Annotated in this window: 28 protein-coding genes and 1 tRNA gene; 9 read left to right on the plus strand and 20 right to left on the minus strand. The window is 40.7% G+C overall.

Going from position 1 to position 24052, the window contains the following annotated elements; all coding sequences use genetic code 11:
* Nucleotides 1–8 precede the first annotated feature (8 nt).
* From ACQKKO_RS12785 to ACQKKO_RS12810, 6 genes are all read right to left on the minus strand, one after another.
* A complete protein-coding gene (locus ACQKKO_RS12785) occupies nt 9–1511 on the minus strand; it encodes an alpha-glucosidase/alpha-galactosidase (protein WP_498647753.1) in 1503 nt (500 codons plus the stop codon).
* A gap of 70 nt (nt 1512–1581) precedes the next feature.
* Nucleotides 1582–2484, minus strand: a complete 903-nt coding sequence (locus ACQKKO_RS12790) for an AraC family transcriptional regulator (protein WP_498647755.1) — start codon at nt 2482–2484, stop codon at nt 1582–1584.
* Nucleotides 2485–2504: 20 nt separating this feature from the next.
* Nucleotides 2505–3413, minus strand: a complete 909-nt coding sequence (locus tag ACQKKO_RS12795; RefSeq protein ID WP_498647757.1) for an ArsR/SmtB family transcription factor — start codon at nt 3411–3413, stop codon at nt 2505–2507.
* Between the two features lie 106 nt (nt 3414–3519).
* On the minus strand, nt 3520–5037 hold the full coding sequence (gene arfA, locus ACQKKO_RS12800) for an arabinosylfuranosidase ArfA (protein WP_498647759.1): 1518 nt from the start codon (nt 5035–5037) through the stop codon (nt 3520–3522).
* Between the two features lie 201 nt (nt 5038–5238).
* Nucleotides 5239–7341: a beta-galactosidase gene (locus tag ACQKKO_RS12805; RefSeq protein WP_498647876.1), complete on the minus strand. Its 2103-nt coding sequence runs from the start codon at nt 7339–7341 to the stop codon at nt 5239–5241.
* Between the two features lie 11 nt (nt 7342–7352).
* Complete coding sequence (locus ACQKKO_RS12810; protein WP_498647761.1) at nt 7353–8117, minus strand: SDR family NAD(P)-dependent oxidoreductase; 765 nt, start codon at nt 8115–8117, stop codon at nt 7353–7355.
* A 197-nt stretch (nt 8118–8314) separates the two neighbouring features.
* On the opposite strand from ACQKKO_RS12810, the gene ACQKKO_RS12815 reads away from it, so the two are divergent.
* Nucleotides 8315–8387: transfer RNA gene (locus tag ACQKKO_RS12815), tRNA-Ala, on the plus strand.
* Nucleotides 8388–8525: 138 nt separating this feature from the next.
* On the plus strand, nt 8526–8993 hold the full coding sequence (locus tag ACQKKO_RS12820) for a hypothetical protein (RefSeq protein ID WP_498647763.1): 468 nt from the start codon (nt 8526–8528) through the stop codon (nt 8991–8993).
* 47 nt (nt 8994–9040) lie between these two features.
* Here ACQKKO_RS12820 and ACQKKO_RS12825 read toward each other — a convergent pair whose 3' ends face one another.
* Nucleotides 9041–9253: a hypothetical protein gene (locus tag ACQKKO_RS12825; RefSeq protein ID WP_498647765.1), complete on the minus strand. Its 213-nt coding sequence runs from the start codon at nt 9251–9253 to the stop codon at nt 9041–9043.
* A gap of 134 nt (nt 9254–9387) precedes the next feature.
* Here ACQKKO_RS12825 and ACQKKO_RS12830 point away from each other — a divergent pair, with 134 nt between their 5' ends.
* Entirely contained in the window at nt 9388–9621 is a 234-nt protein-coding gene (locus ACQKKO_RS12830; protein WP_498647767.1) for a hypothetical protein, read from the plus strand.
* Between the two features lie 32 nt (nt 9622–9653).
* On the opposite strand, the gene ACQKKO_RS12835 is transcribed toward ACQKKO_RS12830, so the two are convergent.
* The 3 genes from ACQKKO_RS12835 to ACQKKO_RS12845 form a co-directional block, all read right to left on the minus strand.
* Entirely contained in the window at nt 9654–9812 is a 159-nt protein-coding gene (locus ACQKKO_RS12835) for a hypothetical protein (protein ID WP_498647769.1), read from the minus strand.
* A 58-nt stretch (nt 9813–9870) separates the two neighbouring features.
* Entirely contained in the window at nt 9871–10287 is a 417-nt protein-coding gene (locus tag ACQKKO_RS12840; protein ID WP_498647771.1) for a YugN-like family protein, read from the minus strand.
* A 134-nt stretch (nt 10288–10421) separates the two neighbouring features.
* Nucleotides 10422–10580 (minus strand): hypothetical protein, encoded by a 159-nt coding sequence (locus ACQKKO_RS12845; RefSeq protein WP_498647773.1) that lies wholly within the window; start codon nt 10578–10580, stop codon nt 10422–10424.
* Nucleotides 10581–10737: 157 nt separating this feature from the next.
* Between ACQKKO_RS12845 and ACQKKO_RS12850 the strand changes: the two genes are divergently transcribed.
* Nucleotides 10738–10896: a hypothetical protein gene (locus ACQKKO_RS12850; protein WP_498647774.1), complete on the plus strand. Its 159-nt coding sequence runs from the start codon at nt 10738–10740 to the stop codon at nt 10894–10896.
* Nucleotides 10897–10957: 61 nt separating this feature from the next.
* On the opposite strand, the gene ACQKKO_RS12855 is transcribed toward ACQKKO_RS12850, so the two are convergent.
* Nucleotides 10958–12304, minus strand: a complete 1347-nt coding sequence (locus ACQKKO_RS12855; protein WP_498647776.1) for a glucose-6-phosphate isomerase — start codon at nt 12302–12304, stop codon at nt 10958–10960.
* Between the two features lie 118 nt (nt 12305–12422).
* Nucleotides 12423–13583, minus strand: a complete 1161-nt coding sequence (locus ACQKKO_RS12860) for an iron-containing alcohol dehydrogenase (RefSeq protein WP_498647778.1) — start codon at nt 13581–13583, stop codon at nt 12423–12425.
* Nucleotides 13584–13788: 205 nt separating this feature from the next.
* Between ACQKKO_RS12860 and ACQKKO_RS12865 the strand changes: the two genes are divergently transcribed.
* Nucleotides 13789–14016, plus strand: coding sequence for a DUF378 domain-containing protein (locus tag ACQKKO_RS12865; RefSeq protein ID WP_203088360.1), 228 nt, complete (start codon nt 13789–13791; stop codon nt 14014–14016).
* Between the two features lie 346 nt (nt 14017–14362).
* Here ACQKKO_RS12865 and yugI read toward each other — a convergent pair whose 3' ends face one another.
* The 5 genes from yugI to ACQKKO_RS12890 all read right to left on the minus strand — a co-directional run bounded on the left by yugI (nt 14363) and on the right by ACQKKO_RS12890 (nt 18644).
* Complete coding sequence (gene yugI / locus ACQKKO_RS12870) at nt 14363–14791, minus strand: S1 domain-containing post-transcriptional regulator GSP13 (RefSeq protein ID WP_498647781.1); 429 nt, start codon at nt 14789–14791, stop codon at nt 14363–14365.
* Nucleotides 14792–14921: 130 nt separating this feature from the next.
* The gene (locus tag ACQKKO_RS12875) at nt 14922–16070 is read right to left on the minus strand and encodes a DEAD/DEAH box helicase (protein ID WP_498647783.1); all 1149 of its coding nucleotides are present in this window, start codon (nt 16068–16070) and stop codon (nt 14922–14924) included.
* 24 nt (nt 16071–16094) lie between these two features.
* Nucleotides 16095–16883: a hydroxyethylthiazole kinase gene (gene thiM, locus ACQKKO_RS12880; RefSeq protein ID WP_498647785.1), complete on the minus strand. Its 789-nt coding sequence runs from the start codon at nt 16881–16883 to the stop codon at nt 16095–16097.
* Between the two features lie 88 nt (nt 16884–16971).
* On the minus strand, nt 16972–18153 hold the full coding sequence (locus ACQKKO_RS12885; protein WP_498647787.1) for an aminotransferase: 1182 nt from the start codon (nt 18151–18153) through the stop codon (nt 16972–16974).
* Nucleotides 18150–18644, minus strand: coding sequence for an Lrp/AsnC family transcriptional regulator (locus ACQKKO_RS12890; protein ID WP_479824314.1), 495 nt, complete (start codon nt 18642–18644; stop codon nt 18150–18152). Before ACQKKO_RS12890 ends, ACQKKO_RS12885 begins: the two co-directional genes overlap by 4 nt.
* A 113-nt stretch (nt 18645–18757) precedes the next feature.
* Between ACQKKO_RS12890 and ACQKKO_RS12895 the strand changes: the two genes are divergently transcribed.
* Complete coding sequence (locus ACQKKO_RS12895; RefSeq protein WP_498647878.1) at nt 18758–19378, plus strand: cysteine hydrolase family protein; 621 nt, start codon at nt 18758–18760, stop codon at nt 19376–19378.
* 149 nt (nt 19379–19527) lie between these two features.
* On the opposite strand, the gene ACQKKO_RS12900 is transcribed toward ACQKKO_RS12895, so the two are convergent.
* Both ACQKKO_RS12900 and ACQKKO_RS12905 read right to left on the minus strand, forming a co-directional pair.
* A complete protein-coding gene (locus ACQKKO_RS12900; RefSeq protein ID WP_498647790.1) occupies nt 19528–19998 on the minus strand; it encodes an S-ribosylhomocysteine lyase in 471 nt (156 codons plus the stop codon).
* Between the two features lie 54 nt (nt 19999–20052).
* Entirely contained in the window at nt 20053–20469 is a 417-nt protein-coding gene (locus ACQKKO_RS12905; RefSeq protein WP_498647792.1) for a hypothetical protein, read from the minus strand.
* 118 nt (nt 20470–20587) lie between these two features.
* On the opposite strand from ACQKKO_RS12905, the gene ACQKKO_RS12910 reads away from it, so the two are divergent.
* Together ACQKKO_RS12910 and ACQKKO_RS12915 are read left to right on the plus strand one after the other, a co-directional pair.
* On the plus strand, nt 20588–21412 hold the full coding sequence (locus tag ACQKKO_RS12910) for a YihY/virulence factor BrkB family protein (RefSeq protein ID WP_498647793.1): 825 nt from the start codon (nt 20588–20590) through the stop codon (nt 21410–21412).
* 86 nt (nt 21413–21498) lie between these two features.
* Entirely contained in the window at nt 21499–21771 is a 273-nt protein-coding gene (locus tag ACQKKO_RS12915; protein ID WP_498647795.1) for an HU family DNA-binding protein, read from the plus strand.
* A 55-nt stretch (nt 21772–21826) separates the two neighbouring features.
* Here ACQKKO_RS12915 and ACQKKO_RS12920 read toward each other — a convergent pair whose 3' ends face one another.
* A complete protein-coding gene (locus tag ACQKKO_RS12920; protein ID WP_498647797.1) occupies nt 21827–23314 on the minus strand; it encodes a leucyl aminopeptidase in 1488 nt (495 codons plus the stop codon).
* A 156-nt stretch (nt 23315–23470) separates the two neighbouring features.
* On the opposite strand from ACQKKO_RS12920, the gene ACQKKO_RS12925 reads away from it, so the two are divergent.
* The gene (locus ACQKKO_RS12925; RefSeq protein ID WP_498647799.1) at nt 23471–23938 is read left to right on the plus strand and encodes a divergent PAP2 family protein; all 468 of its coding nucleotides are present in this window, start codon (nt 23471–23473) and stop codon (nt 23936–23938) included.
* Nucleotides 23939–24052 lie beyond the last annotated feature (114 nt).

Here is a 24052-nt window from a genome sequence, read left to right on the forward strand (position 1 = left end):
CGTCCTCCTTATGATGTGGAAGCTGGACGGTCTTTTGCTTTATCTGCTTCTTGTGCATTCTTTTTTGCTTCTTCTGCATTCTGTTTCATTTCTTCAAGTGACTTTACCTGTATGCGCGCAGCACCATGACCCGTTTTTATAGAAAGACGAGGCTCCGCTTCATGTCTTCGCTTGGCTTCTTTGATACGTGTTGCATATTGGGGTAACCATCTTTCTCCTGCTATCAACATGTCATCAACCATTTGCCAAATTTCCGGGGGGTTACAGACGGCCCCAACTAAAGGGTCCATCATAAAAGCTTGTCGGAGTAGTTGATCGTCCCCGGTAATTGCTGCTTGAACAGCTAAGCGTTGCACAGAAATGCTTACCTGGCACACAGCGGCACAGCCGAGTGGAAGCTTTCCTACCTGTGTCATGTTTATTCCGTTCCGATCAACATACCCTGGTGCTTCGATCACAGCATCAGCCGGAAGATTCTCAATCGTTCCTTGATTAATTGTGTTAAAGTGTCCGCGGTAGATCCTCCCTGTTTCAAGCGCTTCAAGAATATAAGAGCCATGCTCTTCTCCTCGTTCTGCTTCGGCAAACGCAAGAGCGGGCTCTTGTAACCAGTTAGGGAAATCCTCCATAAACCAATTTCTTCCCTCTGTACATACTCGGAGATATCCACCCGTTTCTCCATTAATCCAGCTCCCTAGATCAATCCAATCTTTGATCTCTCCTTCACGTTTTCGATACCAGGGAACGTATTCACTCAAGTGTCCGTTTGACTCTGTGCTGTAGTAGCCAAAACGTTTCAGCATATCAATTCGGACCTTCTCTGTTTGGCTATATTCTTTATGAGACTCAAAGGCTTCTAGCAGCTTTCCGGTTAAATCTTCCCCTTTATGCTTGATTTGAATGTACCATGTTTGATGATTAATTCCAGCACAAACGATGTCTACTTCCCGTTTTTCTAAACCAAACACATCGGCAATTTGCTTATGGCCCCCTTGTACCCCATGACATAGACCAATGGTTTTCACACCGCCTACTTCGTTACATACCCATGTCAGCATAGCCATTGGATTCGCATAATTTAATAAAAGGCAGTCTTCATGTGCTACTTCCTTTATATCCTTGCAGATGGAAAGCATGACGGGAATACCTCTTTGTCCATACATGATGCCTCCTGCACACAGCGTATCACCCACACACTGATCCACACCATATTGCAACGGAATGGAAATGTCTGTTTCAAAGGCTTCTAATCCACCAACTCGTATAACATTAAACACGTATTTTGAACCCTCTAATGCAACTCTTTGATTAGTTGTTGATTGAATCGTAATACTAAACTTATTTTTATTAATATCACGCTGGCAAAGCTCTGTCACCATATCAAGATTCTCTTGATTAATGTCTGTAAAAGCTAGCTCAATTTCTTTAAACTCAGGAACAGAAAGTAGATCTCGTACAAGTGCTCTTGTAAAACCAATACTACCTGCACCAATAAACGTTACCTTAAACAATGTAAGCACCTCACTTTTTTACTTACATTGTCGCACTAGCATCTAGATAACGCTTTCATTTTTGGAACTTTTATTTTGCTTCTTGTTTGAAATGCTCACTTCTTACCATTCTAGAGTCCGTATATCTCGATTCTCTACGATACTGTTTTGGAGTAGAGCCTGTCTGTTGTCTAAAAATTGTACTGAAGTATTGTTGGGAGTTCATACCAATGTAGTGTGGAATTTCTGTAATCGTGATGTTTGTACGTTTTAACAATTCTTTCGCTTTTGTTATACGATGATTAATTAGGTACCCGTTTACGGATGTGCCCATTGCTTTTTTGAAAATTCGATGTAAGTAGCCTGGATGGAGATGCACGGCATCAGCCACATCCTTTACTCTAATATCCCGGTCGTAGTTCTGGTGCATGTATTCAATTGACTTTTGGATATAGACATGTTGTTCAGATGTATCATTCTGTTGCTTTGCGGCTAACTCAGCCATACGTATGAAAAGTTGCCCAAGCAAGAGCTGCTCTGTGAAGACTGAATCGTTTTCTTTACGATCAAGCTCAAGGATGAGAGCGTTTAGGCACTGGAATACATCGGAAGAATCATGAAATAATAAGTACGATTTTGGCGTATCCGTTAATGTTCGCAAAGCGTCATGCTCCGAGACTAGCTGTCTAAAGGATGGAAATACGGTTTGTAACTCCTCAAAATGAAACTCTATATTGCTCATCCTACAGCTTTTTCCAGGTTCCACATAAAGTCTATGAGGCACATCGCCATCAATAAAAATAAACTGACCCTTTTTCAATTTATGAGTGGTTCCATCTACCTCAATCAAACATGAGCCTGATAAACAGTACATAATTTCAATGGCTTCATGCGAATGATTCGGCATATTAAAACCTTCCCACTCCTTATAGTAATAAAAACGAACAACTGGATAATAATCCTGTTCAAGTAACCGGTTATGATAAAAGCTCATGAATAACACCCCTCCTTTTTCTACTCGCGATAATATAATCGAAAATCAATATCCTGGTTGTAATTACCAAAAGATGAACCAAAAAGCGTCACGCCACCAACACATGTTGTACATTCTTGGTTTCCAATACGGAACAACCAAAAAGGATGATGAATGTCTACATCTGAAATGCTCACATCTGAGATTTTTCTTCCATCAATAAACGTTCCATTCTCTTTTATTCGGATCATCTTTAACAATCCATACTGGTTCACAGATCTTGGCCACCAATCAGGTGTGAATTTTCCGATACGCTCCCCAAAATCCCCCGGGCTTCTCCACGTACCGATTTCCACCCCATTCAACCAGAAGGTTATGTCCGATGGCCAGTTTTCATTTGTAGAAGGGGCTTCTGATGAAAGCTCAAGTGAAATCTCCAGCTCTTCCACTGGCTTCACTCGGTCAAAAAAGTTTGCTAGTTTGTATTCAACAAACCCTCGATAAAACCAAAGGATTTTTGCGTTCACTCTTTCTGTATCCATAAAGAAACGCGGGTCATCAAATTCACCAATTATTGCTTGTTCCGTAGCCAGTCCACAAGTAGGCTCCACATGAAAGTCTGAATAATGACCAACAGAAACGGTGCTTTTTACATACGCACGTTGCTTATTCAACAAATTCGGAAAAATGATTTCTAGTTTCTCAACTTTTAAGCGACAGATTTTTTGCTTTCCTGCTTTTCCAGCTACCATATCCGTTTGGAGAAGACCCGCTGTTTCTAATTTTTTGACATGCTTAGTCATAATCGCACTGCTGACTTGATGGGCGTCGGCTAATTCTTTAATATTCATTGGTGATTTCGATACGCTCTGAAGAATACTTAATCGAATCTCACTCGCCAACGCTTCATAAACAGGTAATGACTCTTTTGACCAGCTAAGTGCTTTCATCCTGCTTCACCTGCATCCTTGTCTCTTACACTTTGTTTTCGTTTTCATACAGTATAGCGGGAACAAAACTAAGACGCAATGGAAAAGAGACAGGTTTGCACCTATCTCAGCTTCTCTTAGCCCCTAGTCGAATGACGTGCCATGAAGCCTTTGGCAACTGTGCATGAATAATCCCTTCGTCTAAGGATGCTCCTCCATTTGAATGAGGTCTAACGGCTTCGTGTTGAGCGGTATTCACTGCTTTTAAATCGTTGTTCTCAAGAACAATGTGTTCATTTAATTGATAAGATGAAAAGCTTCTAACATCAAGTGATACATCTAATGGTTCACTCAGGTGTCGATTTAACAAAAACACGGTTAATTCTTCATTTTCCTCATTCCAGACGACTGCAGAATCCAAGTAAGGAATATCTGTAAAGTCCTTTGAATCATACTTTGGCGAGGAAACAACTGGCTGCAGGGAGGTTCCGCGACCAAAAACCGAAACATGCATATACGGATAAAAAATAGTTTGTTTCCAGGCACGCCCACCCGTTTCCGTCATAATAGGAGCGATTACATTTACAAGCTGAGCCATACAAGCCATCTTCACACGATCTGCATGGCGTACGAGTGTCATTAGGATCGATCCTACAAGTAAGGCATCTTCAAATGTATACACGTCCTCTAGCTGCGGTGGTGCAATTCCCCATGGTTCAATTTCCTGATCTGCTTGATTTGAGTGAAACCAGACATTCCATTCATCAAAACTTAAGTACATCGTCTTCTTACTACGTTTTTTTGCTTTTATATAATCACATGTCGCAGTCACGGTTTTAATAAACTGATCCATTTCAAGCGTCTTAGCCAAATAGTTAGCTGAATCGCCAGAACGATTCCCGTAGTATTGGTGCAGAGACAAATAATCGACTTCTTCATATGTGTGATCAAGTGTCGTTGCCTCCCATTGTGGGAATGTTGGCATCGTTGCGTTTGAGCTTCCGCATGCAACAAGCTCAATAGTCGGATCCACAAGTCTCATGGCCTTTGCTGTTTCCAGAGCTAGCCGACCATATTCATCAGCTGTTTTATGACCCACTTGCCACGGACCATCCATCTCGTTACCCAAGCACCAAGTCTTAAAGGAATGCGGATCTTTGTATCCGTGGCTCTTCCTAAGATCACTCCAGTAGCTTCCTCCAGGGTGATTGCAATACTCTAGTAGATTTCTAGCTGCATCTATTCCTCTTGTCCCCAAGTTAACTGCCATCATGACCTCAGTATTTGCAAGCTTTGCCCAATCTGCAAATTCATTTGTACCAACATAATTGGGTTCAATGACTCGCCATGCAAGCTCTAGCTTTTTTGGTCGTTCCGCAATAGGACCAACACCATCTTCCCAGTTGTATGCAGACACCATGTTTCCACCAGGATATCTGACAATCGGAACCTGTAGCTCACGAACAAGGTCCAACACATCCTGCCTAAATCCTTGTTCCGTAGACGTTGGGTGATCTAGCTCATAGATTCCTCCATATACTGCTCTACCTAAATGCTCAATAAAGGATCCATAAAGACGATTATCAATTTCACCAATCTTGAATTCACGGTCAATGGTCACTTTTGCTCGGTTTTGATCTGCCATATAAAAAACCTCCAGCTCAATTTAGTTAGCGCTTTCATAAAACTATATCATTAACATAAAAGTTAATGATTAACCTTTATGTTTCTTTAAATTGAATTATAGACAGTGACCATTTATCCGTCAACGATTTTTTCATGTTGAAACTATCAATTGAATACACAAAGTCGAACGCTCAATTAGAACGCTCGACCCTTGCACATATTAGATAACTTCCACAGTTCCTTTTACAAGCTTTAATGTACGAACATCATACGTAGAAAGTGTTATCTCGTTTGAAACTGTTCCCTCACTTACACTGTCAATTAACTCGCACGACTCCGGAATTGTCACCACTTGTGTGTCTTCAGTAAAATTCATTAAAAACAAGTAGGTGGCTTCCCCATCTGCCCGTGATTGCAAACTAACGCCTTCAGGTAACTCGACACCAATTGGGTTTGAAAGCTGATGCTCTCGTGCCAGCTTCTCATAAAATGCATCTAAAAATCCGGTTTCGGTTCTTGCTGATATATGATAAGCCTGACCCTCTTTATACGTATTCACCGTTAAGGCAGGTGAATTCTTATAGAAATCCTGCTCATATTGAGCTAGAACCGTAGCTGATGTAGGTTCAACAATTTCACAGAAATCGCTCACTTGATACGATTGACCTTCCCAGTTAACGGATTGTTGATCTGCCTTATACAAGCTATCAATCTCATTCACTCTAAGACCGAGCATTGGGAACAATGGATTCGGATCACTTTCGATATAACAGAGGTCATTTGCATCCACAATACCAGACATATACGTACTAACATACGTGCCGCCTGACCCAACAAATGAAAGAATGGCTTGAGCGGTTTCTCTTTTTAACATATAAAGCATCGGGGCGATAACAATGTCATAGGAGCTTATATCATAATGCGCCGGAATCACATCTACTGGAATCCCTTTCTTCCAAAAGGCTTGGTAATGCTCCTCGCAAGTTTTTACGTAATCAAGGTGTTTCTTAGCAAACCCTTGCGCCTCGTACAAGGCCCAACGATTCTCCCAATCATAAATAATGGCTACTTTCGCATCAACTGAAGCTCCAGCCACTTCCTCAAGTGAAGCCAACCTGCTACCGAGCTCAGCTGCTTCCTTAAATACTCTCGTATTCTCATTCCCATAATGATCAACGACTGCACCATGAAGTTTCTCCGAGGATCCTCGTGATTTTCTCCATTGGAAATACATTACAGAGTCTGAACCATGAGCGACTGCTTGTAAGGAAGAGAGAAGATTCATACCAGGCCGCTTTAATTTATTGGTAATCTGCCAATTAACAAGGCTCGGTGTACTTTCTAATAATAGAAAGGGCTTTCCGCCTTTTAATGAGCGATATAAATCATGGACAAAAGCCGTATTTGCTGCAAGCTGCCACGTTTTTTCCCACTCATTATGCCAAGCAGGATAAGCGTCCCACGTAATGACATCCACGTAATCAGCAAAGCGACTGTAATCAAGCCCTTCAAACGGTCCCATATGCGGATTTTCACCCATAAAGTTTGTTGAAACAGCGATATTCGGTGTGATTTCTTTTAGTGGTTTAATTTCATTCCGGTAAAAATCAACCGTTTGAGCTGTTACAAATCGTTTCCAATCAAGCGTGAGTCCGTGAATCTGGTTTTCACCAATTGAGGAAGGCGACTCAATTTGATTCCAGTCTGTAAAGGTATGACTCCAAAACGTTGCCCACCATGCATGATTTAATTTATCTAGCTGATGATCATATTTGTCTTTAAGCCAGTCTCTAAAAGCCTCTTGGCACAAATCACAATGACATTCTCCACTGTATTCATTTGATACATGCCACATAATTAACGCTGGGTGATCCTTATACCGCTCAGCAAGCTTCTTATTGATAGCCGCTGTTTTTTCTCGATAAACGGGTGACGTAAAGCAATGATTATGCCTTTGCCCGTGTAGCTGCTTCTGTCTTTTTTCATTTACTCGTAACACTTCTGGATATTTTTTTGAGAGCCAGGCAGGTCGTGCTCCACTTGGTGTTGATAAGAGAACATGACCTCCAATTGAAGCCATGTTATCCATGACATCGTCGAGCCAACCAAATGTGTATATTCCTTCTTCTGCTTCAATGGCAGCCCAACCAAAAATATTTACAGAAACAGCATTTACATTAGCAAGCTTCACCAATTCAACATCTTTTTGAAGAACCTCAGGATATGCTTGCCATTGGTCTGGGTTATAATCTCCCCCGTACAATAATCCGTTAACACTTGGATGAATCGTTGAAAAACGTTTCAATGAAACCCACTCCTTCATCTGCAAATTGGTTAATACAATCTTACTGACAACCCGCCATCTATTTGAATACATTCACCTGTAATTTGTCGTGACCCTTCATTGGCAAGAAATAAAGCTAACTCTGCAATGTCATGTGGTACTGCCACTTGATTTGTGGCATGAAGTGCACGAACCGTTGATTCTGTCAAAGGATTCTGACTTTCTGTTAGCCAGTTCTGATAGTGTGGCGTATCTGTAAAACCAGGACAGATGGCATTGACCCTGATTCCTTTTTCACCTAAGCTAAGCGCCATGCTTCTTGTCATCGCATTCACCCCTCCCTTAGCTGCCGCATATATTTCTGCGTCAGGCAAAGTCTGTACAGCATGGTTGGAGGATATATTAATAATGCTTGCACCTGATCGATTATGCATAAGAGGTACAGCGTATTTCGAGCACAAATAGGTTCCACGCAGATCAATATTAATCACGGAGTTCCAGTCATTGATTGTCGTTCTGTCAATCGGCTTAAACAACGTAATTCCTGCGTTATTAACCAGAACATCCACAAAGCCAAACGTTTGTTTTACCCATTGAAATAAATCAATAATATTTTGTTCCTGTTCAACATCCGTTTGATAAAAGTAAGCTTTGTGCCCAGCATCTCTAAGTTTTTTTTCTGCATCGATCCCTTCATGACTTTCTTTAGTAGCAAGTATGACAATTGCTCCAGCTTCAGCAAATAATTGAGCAATAGCCTGACCAATTCCTTTACCGGCTCCTGTAACCACGGCTAGCTTGGTATGTAGCTTCACTCAACAACAACTCCTATTGATAACGCTTTCATATTTTCATACTAAAGGAGCGCTTAAGTGCAAGTCAAGTATTTATTTAAGTTAGTTTAATAAATACTCATTTTAATCAAATTTACTGATAATCCCTAAGAAATAACTTGATCTTTGTTTCATCTCAATGTAGAATAGTTTTTGACCGATACATACACTTTTAAAATGGGGCCATAGCTCAGCTGGGAGAGCGCCACGCTGGCAGCGTGGAGGTCAGGGGTTCGAGCCCCCTTGGCTCCATCTACTAAAAAACCTTGAGGAATCAAGGTTTTTTATTTTTAATACGTTTCTTTCATACTCTCTTAACGATTCAACCCTTGTTCCATGTCCTATATCATAGTAACATTGAACTAGGTTTAAAATGTCTGGAGGAATTGTATGAAAAACATATGGATAGGATTTGGAATCATTTTCTGCTTATTTTTAGCTGCCTGCAATGGAACACCGGAGGCGCCAGATCAGGTAGGTGCTGACGCAAGTGAAGTAGAAGAAACACAGGTAGTTGAGACAGCAACAGAGGAAAAGCAGACAGAGGATTCAACGGACATAGAGGATGAAGCGTCAGCGGAAACCGAAGAAAACAAGAATGAAGAGGATGAAGTCACATTCTCGGTTAAAGAACTAGAGGCTGTCTTTTACATAGGAATGAATTATACAACGTATCTTGATGAAGTGACGGGTGTGTTTGAGATAGAACAAACATACACGGACGGAGACTCAAATGATATGCTCGATGTGTTTGAAGCCTATGATGGGTACTTGGGCATTGTTTATTCCCCTGAAGAAGGAATTAAACAATTTCTCCATTACCAAGACGCAAATGAAGCGAACTCTTACTTTAATTAACATTAAAAGACCGACACCGATATCAATACAGGGTGTCGGTCTTTTTTTTATCCCTTAGATTGTTTTAATTCAAAATCTCCCACCGTCTCATTTTCCTTGACCAGCTGGCCTGCGTTTACCATTTCGTCAATGATTTCGTACACCTCAAACGATTCAATTCGTCTTGACTTAATGATCTTTTCCGCCACACTAACTTTTGTTGTGACACCTTCTTCAATCAGTGACTGAATATCCTCTTCGATCTTTACTTTGTCAGCCATCAAGTATCCCTCCCATTTTTTACTTTATCATTACCCGTTTACACGCATAAAAAACCAAATAGTATGCAGTCTAATGTTTTGTCTTCAAGTAGTAGGGTATAGACCACTAAACATAACTACATAGGAGGCACATCTTGACTATAACAAGTAATCGACTTTTAGATGGGTTTATCGCCGGGTTGTTTGTTGCGTTTGCATTGACGATAAAAGACCTCATCCTTTATCAAACGGTTAATGGATTACTGACCCTTTATGTGTCCGCTTCCATTTCTCTAGTTGTTATGATCGTCCTTCCGTTTATACGAACAAGACCGCCTAGATATCGTCGTATTATACGAAATGAATGGCATAACGAAACAAATACCTGAGTCCCGTTTGATGTGGACTCAGGTATTTGTTATTAAAAGAATAGATCTAAGAGATACCAAAAAACGGCACCAATTAATCCGGCTATAACCGATGTAACCACTGTTGCCGCATTAATCGTTCGATATTTTACTACGTCTAATATGATCCAACCTAAAAAGATGGCTACACCAAAAATGATTGCTGTATTCATTATGTTCCCCACTCTGCTTTTTGGTCAGTTTACCAGTTAGGAACGCACAAAACAATCGTTAAGGGAGCAAAAGTGATTCAACTTCTTTTAGAAGGTTTTGTGCAGTAGGCACATACTTCTCGTCGACCTCTCCATCCTTGTTTGTTGGTTCAGAGAATTGGTTCATCACACCGCTCACCTGAAGCGGTACTGATCCACTTGTTGCATAGTCGTCAAGATCTTCTTGGTATTCGTGAGCTAGAATAAATGGGGTGTCTAAGGTAACGGTTGTCCCTCTTTCTCCTACCTCTCCATATCTTGTATGAAAGGGGATACGTAACACTGTATACCCGTTGTGCTGTTCAATCGTATAGTCAAAATAACCATGGTCGTAATCCCAGTTACTTCCAATCGTATAGCCTTTGGGCTTGAGTTGTTCTTCCAGGAAACCTAATTTGTACGTCTCTCCTATAATGGCGGATTGCAATGGTATCAAGGTGGTACGCTCCTTTTTATACGTTTGGCTATAGTATCTCTAAAAAGGATGCATTTATGTGATAAGAGTTTTAAGAAGAGTGTCTTTCTATGTAGCAGAGAGTAATCCTACTCTCTAGTAGCTAAGTTCAGTTTTTATTTTACGAGTTGTCGATCTCTCATGCATATACCTTCTAAAAAACGAATGTCTTCTCGGATACATGCTTTTAGTACAACACAGCTTGTATGATGGTATTCTGATCTTAGCTTTTTTAACTCACTAGTGAACATAGTAAGATCATGTTGTTTAATCATTATGTCCCACTCCCACTTTTAGTTACCGTTGATATCACTATTCCCCCATTTCATTTTCTTACACATGTTTTTTACGCAAAACACATATTAGATTGTCCGATTCAATTGGTGTACACTAGTTATACTTAATATTTTATGACAAAGGGGTCACATCAGGATGTTTAAGAATGCTGAAGGATTAGGAATGATTGCAGGACTAGTTGCGGGTATGGCAATTGGTATTGCTACAGGAAATATTGCATTAGGAATAGGTGTCGGTATTGCCATTGGTGTGATTGGGACTGTATTTTTTTCAAAACATAAAGATAACGATTAATTATGAAAGATATAAAAAACGACAAGCTACATAAACCGTAGCTTGTCGTTTTTGGTTCCTCTTAAAGACGTTTTTCTAACGCTTCTTTTTCTTTCTCATAACCTTTTTTGCCAAGAAGTGCAAACATGTTACGTTTGTAATCTTCAACGCCAGGTTGGTTGAATGGATTGACTCCTAACAGATAGCCACTGATTCCGCACGCTTTTTCAAAGAAATAAACAAGGTATCCGAAGTGGTATTCATTTAATTCTGGAATGTTTACAACAAGGTTCGGCACGCCACCATCTGTGTGAGCAAGCATCGTTCCTTGGAATGCTTTTTTGTTAACAAAGTCCATTGTTTGTCCAGAAATATAGTTTAATCCGTCAAGATCCGTTTCTGCTTTTTCAATAATGATTTCTTCGCGTACTGATTGTACGTTTAGAATCGTTTCAAAAATGTTACGACGGCCATCTTGAACGTACTGACCCATAGAGTGTAGATCTGTAGAGAAGTCAACAGATGCCGGGAATAACCCTTTATGGTCTTTTCCTTCACTTTCGCCAAATAGCTGTTTCCACCATTCAGATACAAAGTGAAGAGCAGGCTCATAGTTTACAAAAAGCTCTGTTGTTTTTCCTTTGTTATAAAGAAGGTTACGAATTGCTGCGTACTGATACGCTTCGTTCTCTTCTAGGTTTGGGTTGCTGTATGCCGTTCTTGCTGCTGCAGCGCCCTCCATCATAGATTGGATGTTTAATCCGCTTACTGCGATTGGTAAGAGTCCAACAGCCGTTAGAACAGAGAAACGTCCACCTACATCATCAGGAATGACAAAAGACTCGTAGCCTTCTTCAGTCGCTAATGTTTTAAGTGCACCTCGTTTGCTATCTGTTGTAGCATAGATGCGTTTGCGAGCTTCTGCTTTTCCGTATTTTTGTTCAAGAAACTCACGGAAAATACGGAAGGCGATAGCTGGTTCTGTTGTAGTTCCTGACTTTGAAATGACGTTAACAGAAACATCCTTATCACCTAAAACATCAAACAAATCCTTTACATACGTGGAACTAATGTTTTGTCCAACAAAGAAGATTTGCGGAGATTTACGGTCTTCTGAAGAGAGCGTATTGTAAAAGCTATGCGTAAGTGCCTCAATCGCTGCGCGTGCTCCTAAATAAGAACCACCAATTCCAACGACAAGAAGGACATCTGAGTCTTGACGAATTTTCTCAGCTGCTTTTTCAATTCGAGCAAACTCTTCCTTATCATAGTTTACAGGTAGATCAATCCACCCTAAATAATCGTTTCCTACACCCGTTCCATTATGTAAGGAATGATGTGCTGCCTCAACTGCTGGAGCTAAGTTCTTTACTTCTTGTTCGTTAAAGAAAGATAATGCTTGTGAATACTGAAATGATACGTTCTCCATGTGTGAAGAACCTCCCTTACTAACTAATATGTACCTATTATTACTTTACCGAACACCCGTATAAAAGACAAGAACAACAAGTAGGATAAATGGCGGTATTACCCGCCATTTGTCGTAATTACAATGCGTCTCTTAAGATTTTGGCTGTTTTTTCTTTATCAAGTACTCTGTAACGACCGAATTCTCCGTTTGCCGCGGCGATTCCAGCCATACGGTCAACCTGAGATTCATCAATGTCGTAGTCAGCCAAACGATTAGGAGCGCCTAAGCTTGTCCAGAATTCACTAAGTTTTTGAATTCCTTCTTCAGCAATCTCTTGATCTGTTTTGCCTTCAGGATCTACACCAAACACTCTTGTTGCAAGTTGAACATGTGGTTTTGGATTCTCATCTATGCTGTTGCGTAACCAATGAGGGAAGATAATAGCCAGCCCACCTGCATGAGGAATATCAGAAACAGCAGAAACTGCATGTTCAATATTATGAGAACCCCAGTCTCCTCTCGCTCCCATTTGTGTCACTCCATTCAGAGCCATTGTTCCTGAATATAGGATTGTTCCACGATGCTCTAGATTGTCTAAGTCCTCTAGAAGTTTTGGAGCGGTTTCGATCACAGTTGTTAAAATAGATTCACAAATGCGATCTTGAAGTGGCGTGTTTTCAACGCGGTTAAAATAAGCCTCAAGTACGTGACTCATCATATCAACCATTCCGTATACTGTTTGGTCTCTTGGAACAGACACTGTATTTTTAGGATCAAGGATTGAGAATGTTGGGAACGAATAAGGGCTACCCCAACCAATCTTCTCATTTGTATCCCAATTTGTAATAACCGATCCTGCATTCATTTCAGATCCTGTTGCAGCTAGCGTTAAGATTGTTCCAAACGGAAGAGCTCCCGTAGCTGTTTCTTTTTTCGTAATGATATCCCAAATGTCTCCGTCAAACTTCGCACCAACGGCAATGGCTTTTGTAGCATCAATTACACTACCACCACCAACTGCAAGGATGAAGTCAATATCATTCTCACGACAAAGCTCAATTCCACGACGTACCGTTTTTAATCGAGGATTCGGTTCAATTCCTGCAAGTTCTGTTACCGTTGCTCCTGCTTTTTCAAGCTCGGCAACTGCTTTATCGTATAAGCCATTCTTTTTAATGCTACCGCCACCGTACACAAGTAGAATCTTTGCATTCTTAGGTAGTTGAGCAGCAAGCTCATCTGTTTGGTCAATACCGTAAATTAATTTTGTTGGATTATAAAACGTAAATGTTTCCATGAATGATTGCCTCCTTCTTTCTACAGATAATCCTAATCAGTTCTGTTGTGTATGTAAAGAAACTTGCTCCAAGCATAGTGTGACCCACCATTTTGAGAAGTACTCATGACGATGCATAATTTTATCCTTAGTTTCTCAACCTAACATAGAAGCACACCCTCACATCGACGGTTGTGCAAATCCTACAACAACGGAGGTGATTGATGTGAGTGGCATTCAACGTACTGCTCTTGTACTAGCTATTATTGGAGCAATCAACTGGGGACTTATTGGTTTTTTCCGATTTGACTTGGTCGCTGCCCTGTTTGGTGGTCAAGCAGCTGGCTTTTCAAGAGTGATCTATGCACTTGTTGGCTTAGCCGGGCTATATTGTATTTCTATTTTATTTAAGCCCGATGCAGAAATTGAACGAATTCCTGAAACGGAACGTTAATGGATATATGGCTGAGGGTGGGACATAACGTTAATGTGGATGACAAAACACCAATATAGCAATAAATCCGCTTCAGGAGAATCCCTCGCACCCACAAGAACGGCCTCAGCCCCCTTCGCGGAAAGGGCGCCGCTACAGTGTCTTCACCGCGTTCTGTTCCGTAGGAGTCTCGGGTTCTCCTTCCGCTCGTCTTAATATATAATCCGAAAACACAAATGGCGAATGATTCGATCGTAGAATCGTTTGCCGTTTTTTTATTGGTTTTTAGTTTTGTCTCAGCCCTATTTTTATCGGCATCAAAAAAAGCTTCTGCGTAACTACGCAGAAGCCCTTTTTAGATTAAAGCTTATTTTTTTGCACGTTTGTTAAGATCAGCTTGGATCTCGTTAGACTGCTTTAACCATTCTTTAAGCTTGTCTTCAAGTGTGTTAAAGCCTTGTTGCTTTTGTGGCTGTTGTTGTGGCTTACGAGAACCACCACCATAGTTACCGCCACCGCCGCTTGGACGTGGTTTGCTCGCTGGACGAGCTGGTGCTTCTTGAGTCGCACGGATTGATAAAGAAATTTTTCCAGAGTTCTCATCAACAGAGATAACTTTAACTTTCACTTCATCTCCAACTGTAAGAACATCATTGATGTCCTTAACAAAACCGTGAGCCACCTCCGAAATGTGTACTAATCCTTGTTTTTGCTCGTCAATTGCAACGAAAGCACCAAAAGGTTTAATACCTGTAATTTTTCCTTCGATGATACTTCCTACTTCATAATTAGCCATGCACATACATCTCCCAACTATTTTTTAACCTTTTGATTTTAACATAGGTTTTGGATTTATGCAAAAAACGATTCAACAAGATCGGTATAAATATTCGCCTTTATTTTCATCACGTTAAATTGGTTTGTCGTTATGCCTTTTGTTCCTTTTCAAGTTGCCCTTTTCTTAAAAAGACTTTCTCTGGAATCAGCTTCAAATCACGCTTTAACTGCTCGATTTTGTAGCCTTGATGTTTTTCAAGTAATGTTATCACTTGACCTGCTTTTCCAACCCGGCCAGTTCTTCCTGCACGGTGTAAATAAGAATCAGCTTCTGCCGGAGCATCTAATTGAATAATATGAGTAACATCGTCGACATCAAGCCCACGCGCAGCAAGGTCGGTGGCAACAAGAATGTGTAGATCCTCTTGTCTAAATGCCTTCAATACCTTTTCGCGATCCTGCTTTGTGTGATCTGAAGACAACGCCGCTGCTTTAATTCCTCGATACTTTAACTTCTCTGTTGTTTCCGCTAATCGCTCTAATTGATTAACAAAAACAATTCCTTTTTCAATCGCTTCTGCATGGACCAGTTTGCGAACCGTGTCAATCTTGTCTCGAGCCTCACACTCAAGATACAGATGGGTAACATTCTCGTTATTAACAAGTTCACCAGATGCTTCTATTTGAACCGTGAAGGGAGCAAATAAAGCTGTTTTCTCTGTTAAATTCTCTGGAATTGTCGCTGACACAAATAAGAATTGTTTGTCGCGACCGATTCGTTTGGATATTTCCGATACAGCATCCCATGAAGATTTCTCAGCAAGCATACGATCCGCTTCGTCTACCGTTACAGTTGCTACATCATTTACTTTTAGCTTTTTCATTTGCATAAGCTCAAGTAAGCGACCAGGCGTGCCTACAACTAAGTGAGGCTTTTGTTTTTTTAGCTTTTCAATTTGACGATTCACATTCGCTCCGCCAATAAAAGCTCCTATATCAAACGGTTCGTTTCCAATAAGCTGCTTTGCTACTCCAACAATTTGCATAGCCAGTTCTTGGGTAGGTGCTAGAATAATACCCTGAATCGCTTTCTTTGATGGATCAAGCTTACTCAGAATAGGCAGGAGATAGGCCATTGTTTTACCAGTGCCCGTCTGAGAGCGCGCAATGATACTTTGACCGTCTAGGGCCTCAGGAATCATTTTTTCTTGTATATCTGTAGGCTCATTGATGTTCATTTCTGTTAATGAATGTTGCAGGAACTCAGGCAATGCCTGAAAGGTAAAACGTGTACTCATTTTCGTTGCCACACTTTCATTTATCTATTTTTTCGTTTCTATTCTTTGTAAGTTAAGAGCCTCTTCTTCTGTTAATGCCCCTAATTGATCGATAAAGGTTTGTCCAAATGCACCATAGCCATCCTTACTGGATCCAACGTACGCTTTCTCAGCTGCCACGCCGTAATAAGAAACAGCCTGTGCACTAGATTTAACGTAGTCGGCTTTGGCAGCTGTTGCAGCAAAAGCAGCTACTACTCCACCAAGTAAGCAGCCTGTCCCAACTACCTTCGTTAACCACTCGTGACCATTTGAAACCATGTACGTTTCTGAGCCATCCGTAATGACGTCCACTTCCCCTGTTAAGACAGCGACACAAGAAAAGGTCAAGGCGACTTGTTTAGCAATCGCCTCTTTGTCACCATCAGAGGAACCATCTACTCCCTTTACTACACCTTCTACACCAACAAGGGCTGAAAGTTCACCAGCATTTCCTCTAACTATGGTTACATCAACTTCTGATAAGATCTTCTGACAAATCTCTGTTCGATATGGTGTTGCACCTGCCCCCACCGGATCAAGAACCACTGGTTTTCCAGCTTGATTTGCCGCTTTACCTGCAATGATCATCGCTTCGGTTAATTCATTAGAAGGCGTACCGATATTTAACAATAGAGCTCCTGCCGCTTGAGCCATATCCCCTACTTCCTCTTTTGCGTACGCCATAACAGGTGATGCACCTAGTGCGAGAAGTCCATTTGCTGTATATGTGGTCACAACCATATTGGTCATGCAATGAATCAGTGGATTATCTTGTTTCACTTGATTAAGCATCTCTAATCAACTCCCTACTTCTATCGTATCCGTTTCTACACATGAAGAAACCACTTATTGGCTCAACCAATAAGCAGCTTCATACGTCTTATGCGTATTTTGTTAAAAAACGATCTAATCTAGTCATCGCTTCCTGTAATTGTTCCATTGAGGTTGCATAAGAACAACGAATATATCCTTCGCCACCTTCACCAAATACATGGCCAGGAACAACAGCTACGCGTTCTTCGAGAAGCAACTTCTCTGCAAATTCCTCTGAAGTAAGTCCTGTATTCTGAATAGATGGGAACGCATAAAACGCACCACCTGGCGAATGGCAGGATAAACCAATTTCAGCAAAGGTTTTAACTAAATAGTTTCGTCTTTGACGATAAGAGTTTCGCATCTGTTCTACGTCTTCCATCCCATTTTCCAACGCCTCAATCGCACCGTATTGAGCCATTGTTGGTGCACACATTAATGTATACTGATGAATTTTCAGCATCGCCGCAAGTATATCCGGTGGAGCCATAACAAATCCTAATCTCCAGCCAGTCATCGCAAACGATTTCGAAAATCCAGAGATTAGAATGGTTCGATCCTTCATACCATCAAGCTCTGCGATACTTACATGTGGTTCATCATAAGATAGCTCGGCATAAATTTCGTCGGAAAAGACGAGAAGATTATGCTCCTCACAAAGCTTCGCTATACTTTTTAAATCTTCACGACCAATTGTTGAGCCGGTTGGATTATTCGGAAAACAAATCATCAAAGCTTTTGTTCTAGGAGTAATCGCCTGTTTGATTTGCTCGGATGTCACTTTAAACTCATCTTCAATTCCTGTTCTAATAGGGACAGGGACACCACCAGCCATTGAGACAAGGGAACGATAGGAGACAAAGGTTGGTTCAACAATAATGACTTCATCACCAGGATTTAAAATGGCTCGCATACCAATATCAATCGCTTCACTAGCTCCTACCGTCACTAATACTTCAGTATCCGGGTCGTAGGAAACAGAAAAGCGCGTTTCCATATAATCACAAATAGCGCGACGTAGTTTAGGAACGCCGGCATTGGCAGAATAGGAGGTAAATCCTCTTTCAAGTGATGAGATGCTTGCTTCTCGTATTTTCCATGGTGTGGTAAAGTCTGGTTCCCCTACACCAAGTGACACCACGTTCTCCATTGTTGAGGCTAAATCAAAGAAGCGACGAATGCCTGATGGTGGAATTTCCTGTACTCGATCTGATAATCTAGATGTTCGGTTTAAGCTGATTGAACTCATGGAGACACCACCATACGTCGATCTTGATCAGGTTCAGCAAACACCACTCCATCATGCTTATACTTTTTCAATTGAAAATGTGTTGTCGTGGATATGACTGAATCGATCGTCGAAAGCTTTTCTGAAACAAAGCGAGCACTTTCTGACATCGTTTTGCTTTCAATGACAACTGATAAATCGTATGCTCCAGACATCAAGTACAGCGCTTGAACTTCAGGAAAGCGGTAAATTCGTTCGGCCACTTCATCAAAACCAACCCCACGTTTTGGTGTGACTTTCACATCTATAACGGCTGTTACACCTTCTTGGTTGCGGACCTTTGTCCAATCAATAACAGCTGAATAACTAAGAATAATTCGTTCCTTTTCCAGTTGAAGGAGATATTGCTTTACTTCTTCTTCTGTGGCCTCTACCATCTTAGCTAAGATTGGTATTTCTACTCGGCCATTTGATTCAATAATTTGAAGGATTTCAATTGCTTTTTGATCCATAATGATGTCCCCTTCCCACCCAAGGATGTAATCTCTATATTTCGTCTATCATAACATAGTGGACACATTTGCCGAACATTCTTTTTTACCATTCTTTTCGTTCTTTTATCACAATGGAGGTGTTACCCATCGAAAAAACATCGAAGTCAAAAAATAAAACAGCGTTAATCATTATAGATATGATAAACGCAATGGATTTTGAAGATGCAGATCAATTGTATGAACATGCGCTCCCTTGCGCAGAAAAGATTGCGGATTTAAAAAGAAGAACAAAAGATGCAGGAATCCCTACGATTTATGTAAATGATAATTACGGAAAATGGCAATCAGACTTTAAAGAAATTGTTGGATTCATTATAGATGAGGATAAAAAAGGCAGACCCATCACTGAACTACTCAAACCTGCCGATGAGGATTATTTCGTACTGAAACCTAAGTTCTCAGGTTTCTTTGCCACACCTCTCCATTTATTACTTGAGCACCTGATGGTTGAGACAGTCATTTTAACAGGAGTAGCTGGAAATATGTGTGTGCATTTCACAGCAAACGATGCATACATGCGTGACTACAAGATCTATGTCCCAGAGGACTGCACAGCCTCAAACACAACATCTGCTAACGAAGAAGCGATGCATCTCATCCGCGATGTACTAAAAGGAAGCATCACCCCATCCTCCCATCTAACGTTTAAGGGAGATACAACGGGCGATATTGTTGAAGAGGATGAATCATAAAAATAGCCTGAGACAAAAATTAAAAATCAATAAGAAAAATGGCGAATGATTCAACGATTGAATCATTCGCCATTTTTATTTTAGTGAAGCGGCTAGATTGCTACGTTCGTGTTTTACTAACCGCATTAATCCTATATCCTACCCTTTTATTAATAAATCTCCCGTAACGTGGCTTTATCTTGACTCAACCAATACTTCATCAATTTTTTCGCGCCATCCAAGTCATGCAGCTTCGCTTGCCCACATTGTTTTTCCGTTGCGGCTGGCACTTCTTCAATCTCAATGGAGTACTTCATTGTCTCTTCTAACACATCAATAATGTCATCGACTGTCGGAGTTCCGTGCATAATAAGATAGAAGCCCGTCTGACAACCCATTGGCGACAAATCGACTACATCAAAATGATCATGTGGTTCAGCAAAACGACGAATGTTTAAAGCTAGCAAATGCTCCATTGTATGAATCACATCTGGCTTCATTGCTCCTTTATTCGGCTGTATAAAACGAATATCAAACTTGCGAACTTCTCCGTCTGATCCAACCTTTATCGTTCCACATGGACGGACGAAAGGGGCGCTTACGATGGTATGATCTAATTCAAAGCTTTCTACTGTTGGCAAGCTACTCACTCCTTTAGCATTATTTGAACAGTATATCGAGAATCTCCTTAAATGTCACTTGCTCTGTTTAAGGAAACTTTGTTCTTTAATTTGAAGATTGTTTCTTTCTGCGAATTGTTGAATTTCTTCTATGTATGAGACAGGTTTAAATCGATGAAGCTTTAACCGTATGCTGTTTGTTATTTGAACTAATACAATCGTTTGACGTTCATTTTTAATCAGTAGGATTTGTTTAATGAATCCTGCCTGTACCTTCCTTTGAAAAAGCTTTACACCAAGCACATAACAAGAAAAGATAAGCCATTCCTCTTCAATTTTTAATGTGTAAGATGAACATAGTACCATTACAAATAGTACAGCTAAGATTAGAAATACGATTCGGAGCGCAGTGTCTTGATAAAATGCATAGGTTAACGATAAGAGTAAGAGGACAATCCATAAAAACATCGGTTCTTTGGCCTTGTAAAGCATGATATCCCTTCCTTTCCAGTTGATTTCCGATTTTTATTATACAGGAGTTTAGACTGAGAGAAAGAAGGGGATTTAATTTATAGAATTCATCTCAATTTAAACTATAAGGATGATGTATATGCGCAAAAGAGAAAGCTCCTTTTCAAAGCAGCTTATAACGAAGCTCAAGACAGATCCCATTCCCGATTGGTCAGCGACGCTTGCCTATTATTTTATGCTATCTATTTTTCCATTGATCATTTTTCTGCTAGCTATTATTCCTTACTTTAATTTAGATACTAGCGTAATTGAAGGGTTTATCGGCGATTACTTGCCTGAGGAAATTGGGTCTTTATTTTCGGAAACCATAATTGAAACGGTAAATGAGCCATCTGGTGGCTTATTATCATTTGGTATCCTAGCAACCATCTGGTCTGCTTCCAATGGATTAAATGCGTTAATCCGTGCGATCAACCGCTCGTATGATTTAGAGGAAACACGCAATTTTGTAAAGATGCGCCTTTTATCCATCCTCTTAACAATTGGAATGATTGTTACCATTGTCATTACACTAGTCATGCCTGTGTTTGGTAATGTTATCATCAATTTCTTAGAAACATATCTGGCTATGCCAAATTCAACAGCAAGTTTATTAAACTTCTTGCGTTATCCTATTGGAGTCGTATTCATGATTTTACTTGTTACGTTAATTTATTGGATTGCTCCAAATGTTCGCTTGAAAGTTAAAGATGTATTGATTGGTGCCGTTGTTGCAACAATCGGTTGGCAGCTTGTCTCGCTCTTCTTCTCGATATATATTAGTAACTTTGCCAATTATTCAGCCACATATGGAAGTCTTGGAGGCGTCATTATCCTTATGCTTTGGTTCTTTATCACAGGCATCATGCTCGTTCTAGGTGGCCAAATCAACGCAGTCATTTATCAGAGAAAACATTTTGTGTAAGATTTTCTTAAGATCATGTATAGGACACGTTTAAATGGGTAACGATGGTAGCAGGTCTTAACCTAGACAAAAGGAGTTGTCCATACATGAACAAATCGGAACTTATTCAAGCTGTTGCTGAACGTTCTCAGCTAACAAAGAAGGATGCAGGCTCAGCCATACAAGCGGCTTTTGACATTATTTCTGAGACACTAGAAAAGGGCGAAACTGTGCAATTAATTGGTTTCGGAAACTTTGAAGTAAGAGAACGCGCTGCACGTAAAGGGCGCAACCCACAAACAGGTGAAGAAATTAGCATTGCCGCAACGAAAACTCCAGCGTTTAAAGCCGGAAAACAACTTAAAGATGCAGTGAAGTAAGTCATGTTAAAACAAAAAAGCCAATGGATGAGAACTCCATTGGCTTTTTGTCTGATTATGAGTGAGTAACAACTAGACGCGTTAATGTACGAGCCATCGCCCCTGTTGCACCAGCTGGGCCGTTGGCAGTTGCTTTATCCTGCCATGCGGTACCGGCAATATCTAAATGAACCCATGGAGTATCCTCAACAAATTCACCGATAAATAATCCTGCAGTAATACTACCGCCTGCACGACCAGGCGCATTGTTCAAGTCTGCGACGTTACTTGTTGCAAGCATTTTCTTGTAAGGCTTATGGCTAGGTAATTGCCAGATCCACTCCCCTGCTGCCTCAGAAGCTTCTGTGACCTTTTTCATCCAATCGTCATTATTCGTAATCGCTCCTGTTGTATAGTCACCAAGTGCGACAACAACCGCTCCTGTAAGTGTGGCTACATCAACGAGGTAATCTACACCAAGCTGGCGTGCATAAGCTACAGCATCGGCTAAGATTAAACGACCTTCCGCATCTGTATTACGAATTTCAATCGTTTTTCCTGTCATTGCTCGAACAACATCACCTGGTTTTAGTGCAGAACCATTCATTAAGTTTTCTGCTGATGGAATAACTGCAACAACGTTGACACTCGGCTTTAGCTGTCCAATGGATTCCATTGCACCAAGTACAGCACCTGCGCCACCCATGTCCATCTTCATCTCATGCATTCCTGCTGCTGGTTTAAGTGAAATTCCACCTGCATCAAATGTAATCCCTTTTCCAACGAGACCAATGGCATTTTCCCATTTATCTGTTCCTTGATACGTTAACACGATAAGCTTGGCAGGCTGATCACTTCCTGCTGTTACCGCAAGCAGTGCTCCCATTCCAAGACGCTTCATATCTTCCTCTTCAAGCACTTCAAGCTTGAAGCCATATTTGTCTGCAAGCTTCCCTGCTTCACCTGCAAGATCAGTCGGCGTTAACAGGTTCGCAGGCGTATTCACAAGCGTTCTTGTGTAGTTCGCTCCTGTTGCATATGCGTTCCCTTGTGTAGCAGCTTCAACAAGCTGATCCGTTGATTCCGTATAGATTGTAATGGATTCAAGCTGTTTGTCAGGCTTATTTGACTTTTCTTTATAATCAACGACTTCATATGTACTCAATGCTAAACCTTCACCGAAAAGGAAAGCAATTTCTTTTGCGGAAAGGGAAGCGTTTGTAAATGCATCTACGCTAATAGCTACATTCGTTACACGATCAGCCTTCACTTTTTTTCCGATCTTTCCAGCAAGCTCTCGGATATCTTCTTGTGTTAATTCCTCTTTTGATCCTAGTCCAAGTGTTAGAATCGTAGGCGTATTTGCTTGTCCAAATGTAAAAAAGGAGCGTAGCTCACCTTTATCAGTAGAAAGCAATCCTTGCTTTTTTAGTTCATCTAATTGTCCATTAATTATGGTATTTACTGTGGCCGCTCCTGAATCAAGATGACCGTTTTTTGACAGACCCACAACTAGCACGTCATGTGTCGTTTCTTTTGAAAACTGTCCCGCTTGTGTATACAAACAAATCCCTCCTCATTATTACACTAGTATAACATATTTCGCCGAAAAACAGCGTAATTGAATGATCACTATCTTTTTTATCTGTAGGTCGACTGTGATATAATAGTGGTATTCGCTACGTGAGTTTGTTTCGTTGGAAAGGACGTTATTGATAACATGGAGATCTTTCTGAACTACCCTTTGTGGTCTGCACTTATTGCAATTATTACGGCTCAATTTATTAAAATTCCTCTTGCGTTTATTGCAACTAAGAAACTCAATTTTGAACTATTTACGAGTACAGGAGGAATGCCTAGCTCTCACTCCGCTGCTGTGACTGCCCTATCTACGGCCGTCGCAATCGAGCTTGGGCTTGATTCACCTGTATTCGCTGCAACAGCCATACTCGGAATTATTGTGATGTTTGATGCAACGGGGGTAAGACGTCATGCTGGTTATCACGCAACCGTCTTAAATCAATTGGTCACTGATTTTAATAAACTAGTCGATGAAGTAAAAACGTGGCCAAAAAAAGAAGATTCGCAAAAACTCAAAGAGCTACTAGGTCATCAACCCATTGAAGTGTTCTTTGGTGCATTACTTGGGATATTCTTAACATTAGGTCTGTATAACTGGATTTTTTAAGTCACACTCATTCCAATGAATAAAGAGCCTGTGACAACTAAAAATTAATACAAAAATGGCGAATGATTCGATTGCAGAATCATTCGCCTTTCTTAGATTTAAGCAAGTCGAGCG

Source organism: Alkalihalobacillus sp. NPDC127517, from assembly GCF_050276055.1.
In the GTDB taxonomy this organism is placed as follows: Bacteria; Bacillota; Bacilli; order Bacillales; family Bacillaceae_D; genus Alkalicoccobacillus.

Bases quoted from the DNA above. Each gene is read 5' to 3' on its own strand.
- ACQKKO_RS12875 (WP_498647783.1), bottom strand. From the start codon at position 16,070: ATGAGTACACGTTTTACCTTTCAGGCATTGCCTGAGTTCCTGCAACAT.
- ACQKKO_RS12795 (WP_498647757.1), bottom strand. From the start codon at position 3,413: ATGAAAGCACTTAGCTGGTCAAAAGAGTCATTACCTGTTTATGAAGCG.
- thiM (WP_498647785.1), bottom strand. From the start codon at position 16,883: ATGCTTAATCAAGTGAAACAAGATAATCCACTGATTCATTGCATGACC.
- ACQKKO_RS12835 (WP_498647769.1), bottom strand. From the start codon at position 9,812: ATGAATACAGCAATCATTTTTGGTGTAGCCATCTTTTTAGGTTGGATC.
- ACQKKO_RS12850 (WP_498647774.1), top strand. From the start codon at position 10,738: ATGTTTAAGAATGCTGAAGGATTAGGAATGATTGCAGGACTAGTTGCG.
- ACQKKO_RS12860 (WP_498647778.1), bottom strand. From the start codon at position 13,583: ATGGAAACATTTACGTTTTATAATCCAACAAAATTAATTTACGGTATT.
- ACQKKO_RS12905 (WP_498647792.1), bottom strand. From the start codon at position 20,469: ATGCTTTACAAGGCCAAAGAACCGATGTTTTTATGGATTGTCCTCTTA.
- ACQKKO_RS12845 (WP_498647773.1), bottom strand. From the start codon at position 10,580: ATGATTAAACAACATGATCTTACTATGTTCACTAGTGAGTTAAAAAAG.
- ACQKKO_RS12895 (WP_498647878.1), top strand. From the start codon at position 18,758: ATGGAGGTGTTACCCATCGAAAAAACATCGAAGTCAAAAAATAAAACA.
- arfA (WP_498647759.1), bottom strand. From the start codon at position 5,037: ATGGCAGATCAAAACCGAGCAAAAGTGACCATTGACCGTGAATTCAAG.
- yugI (WP_498647781.1), bottom strand. From the start codon at position 14,791: ATGGCTAATTATGAAGTAGGAAGTATCATCGAAGGAAAAATTACAGGT.
- ACQKKO_RS12925 (WP_498647799.1), top strand. From the start codon at position 23,471: ATGGAGATCTTTCTGAACTACCCTTTGTGGTCTGCACTTATTGCAATT.
- ACQKKO_RS12915 (WP_498647795.1), top strand. From the start codon at position 21,499: ATGAACAAATCGGAACTTATTCAAGCTGTTGCTGAACGTTCTCAGCTA.
- ACQKKO_RS12825 (WP_498647765.1), bottom strand. From the start codon at position 9,253: ATGGCTGACAAAGTAAAGATCGAAGAGGATATTCAGTCACTGATTGAA.
- ACQKKO_RS12855 (WP_498647776.1), bottom strand. From the start codon at position 12,304: ATGGAGAACGTATCATTTCAGTATTCACAAGCATTATCTTTCTTTAAC.
- ACQKKO_RS12790 (WP_498647755.1), bottom strand. From the start codon at position 2,484: ATGAGCTTTTATCATAACCGGTTACTTGAACAGGATTATTATCCAGTT.
- ACQKKO_RS12820 (WP_498647763.1), top strand. From the start codon at position 8,526: ATGAAAAACATATGGATAGGATTTGGAATCATTTTCTGCTTATTTTTA.
- ACQKKO_RS12885 (WP_498647787.1), bottom strand. From the start codon at position 18,153: ATGAGTTCAATCAGCTTAAACCGAACATCTAGATTATCAGATCGAGTA.
- ACQKKO_RS12805 (WP_498647876.1), bottom strand. From the start codon at position 7,341: ATGAAGGAGTGGGTTTCATTGAAACGTTTTTCAACGATTCATCCAAGT.
- ACQKKO_RS12890 (WP_479824314.1), bottom strand. From the start codon at position 18,644: ATGGATCAAAAAGCAATTGAAATCCTTCAAATTATTGAATCAAATGGC.
- ACQKKO_RS12910 (WP_498647793.1), top strand. From the start codon at position 20,588: ATGCGCAAAAGAGAAAGCTCCTTTTCAAAGCAGCTTATAACGAAGCTC.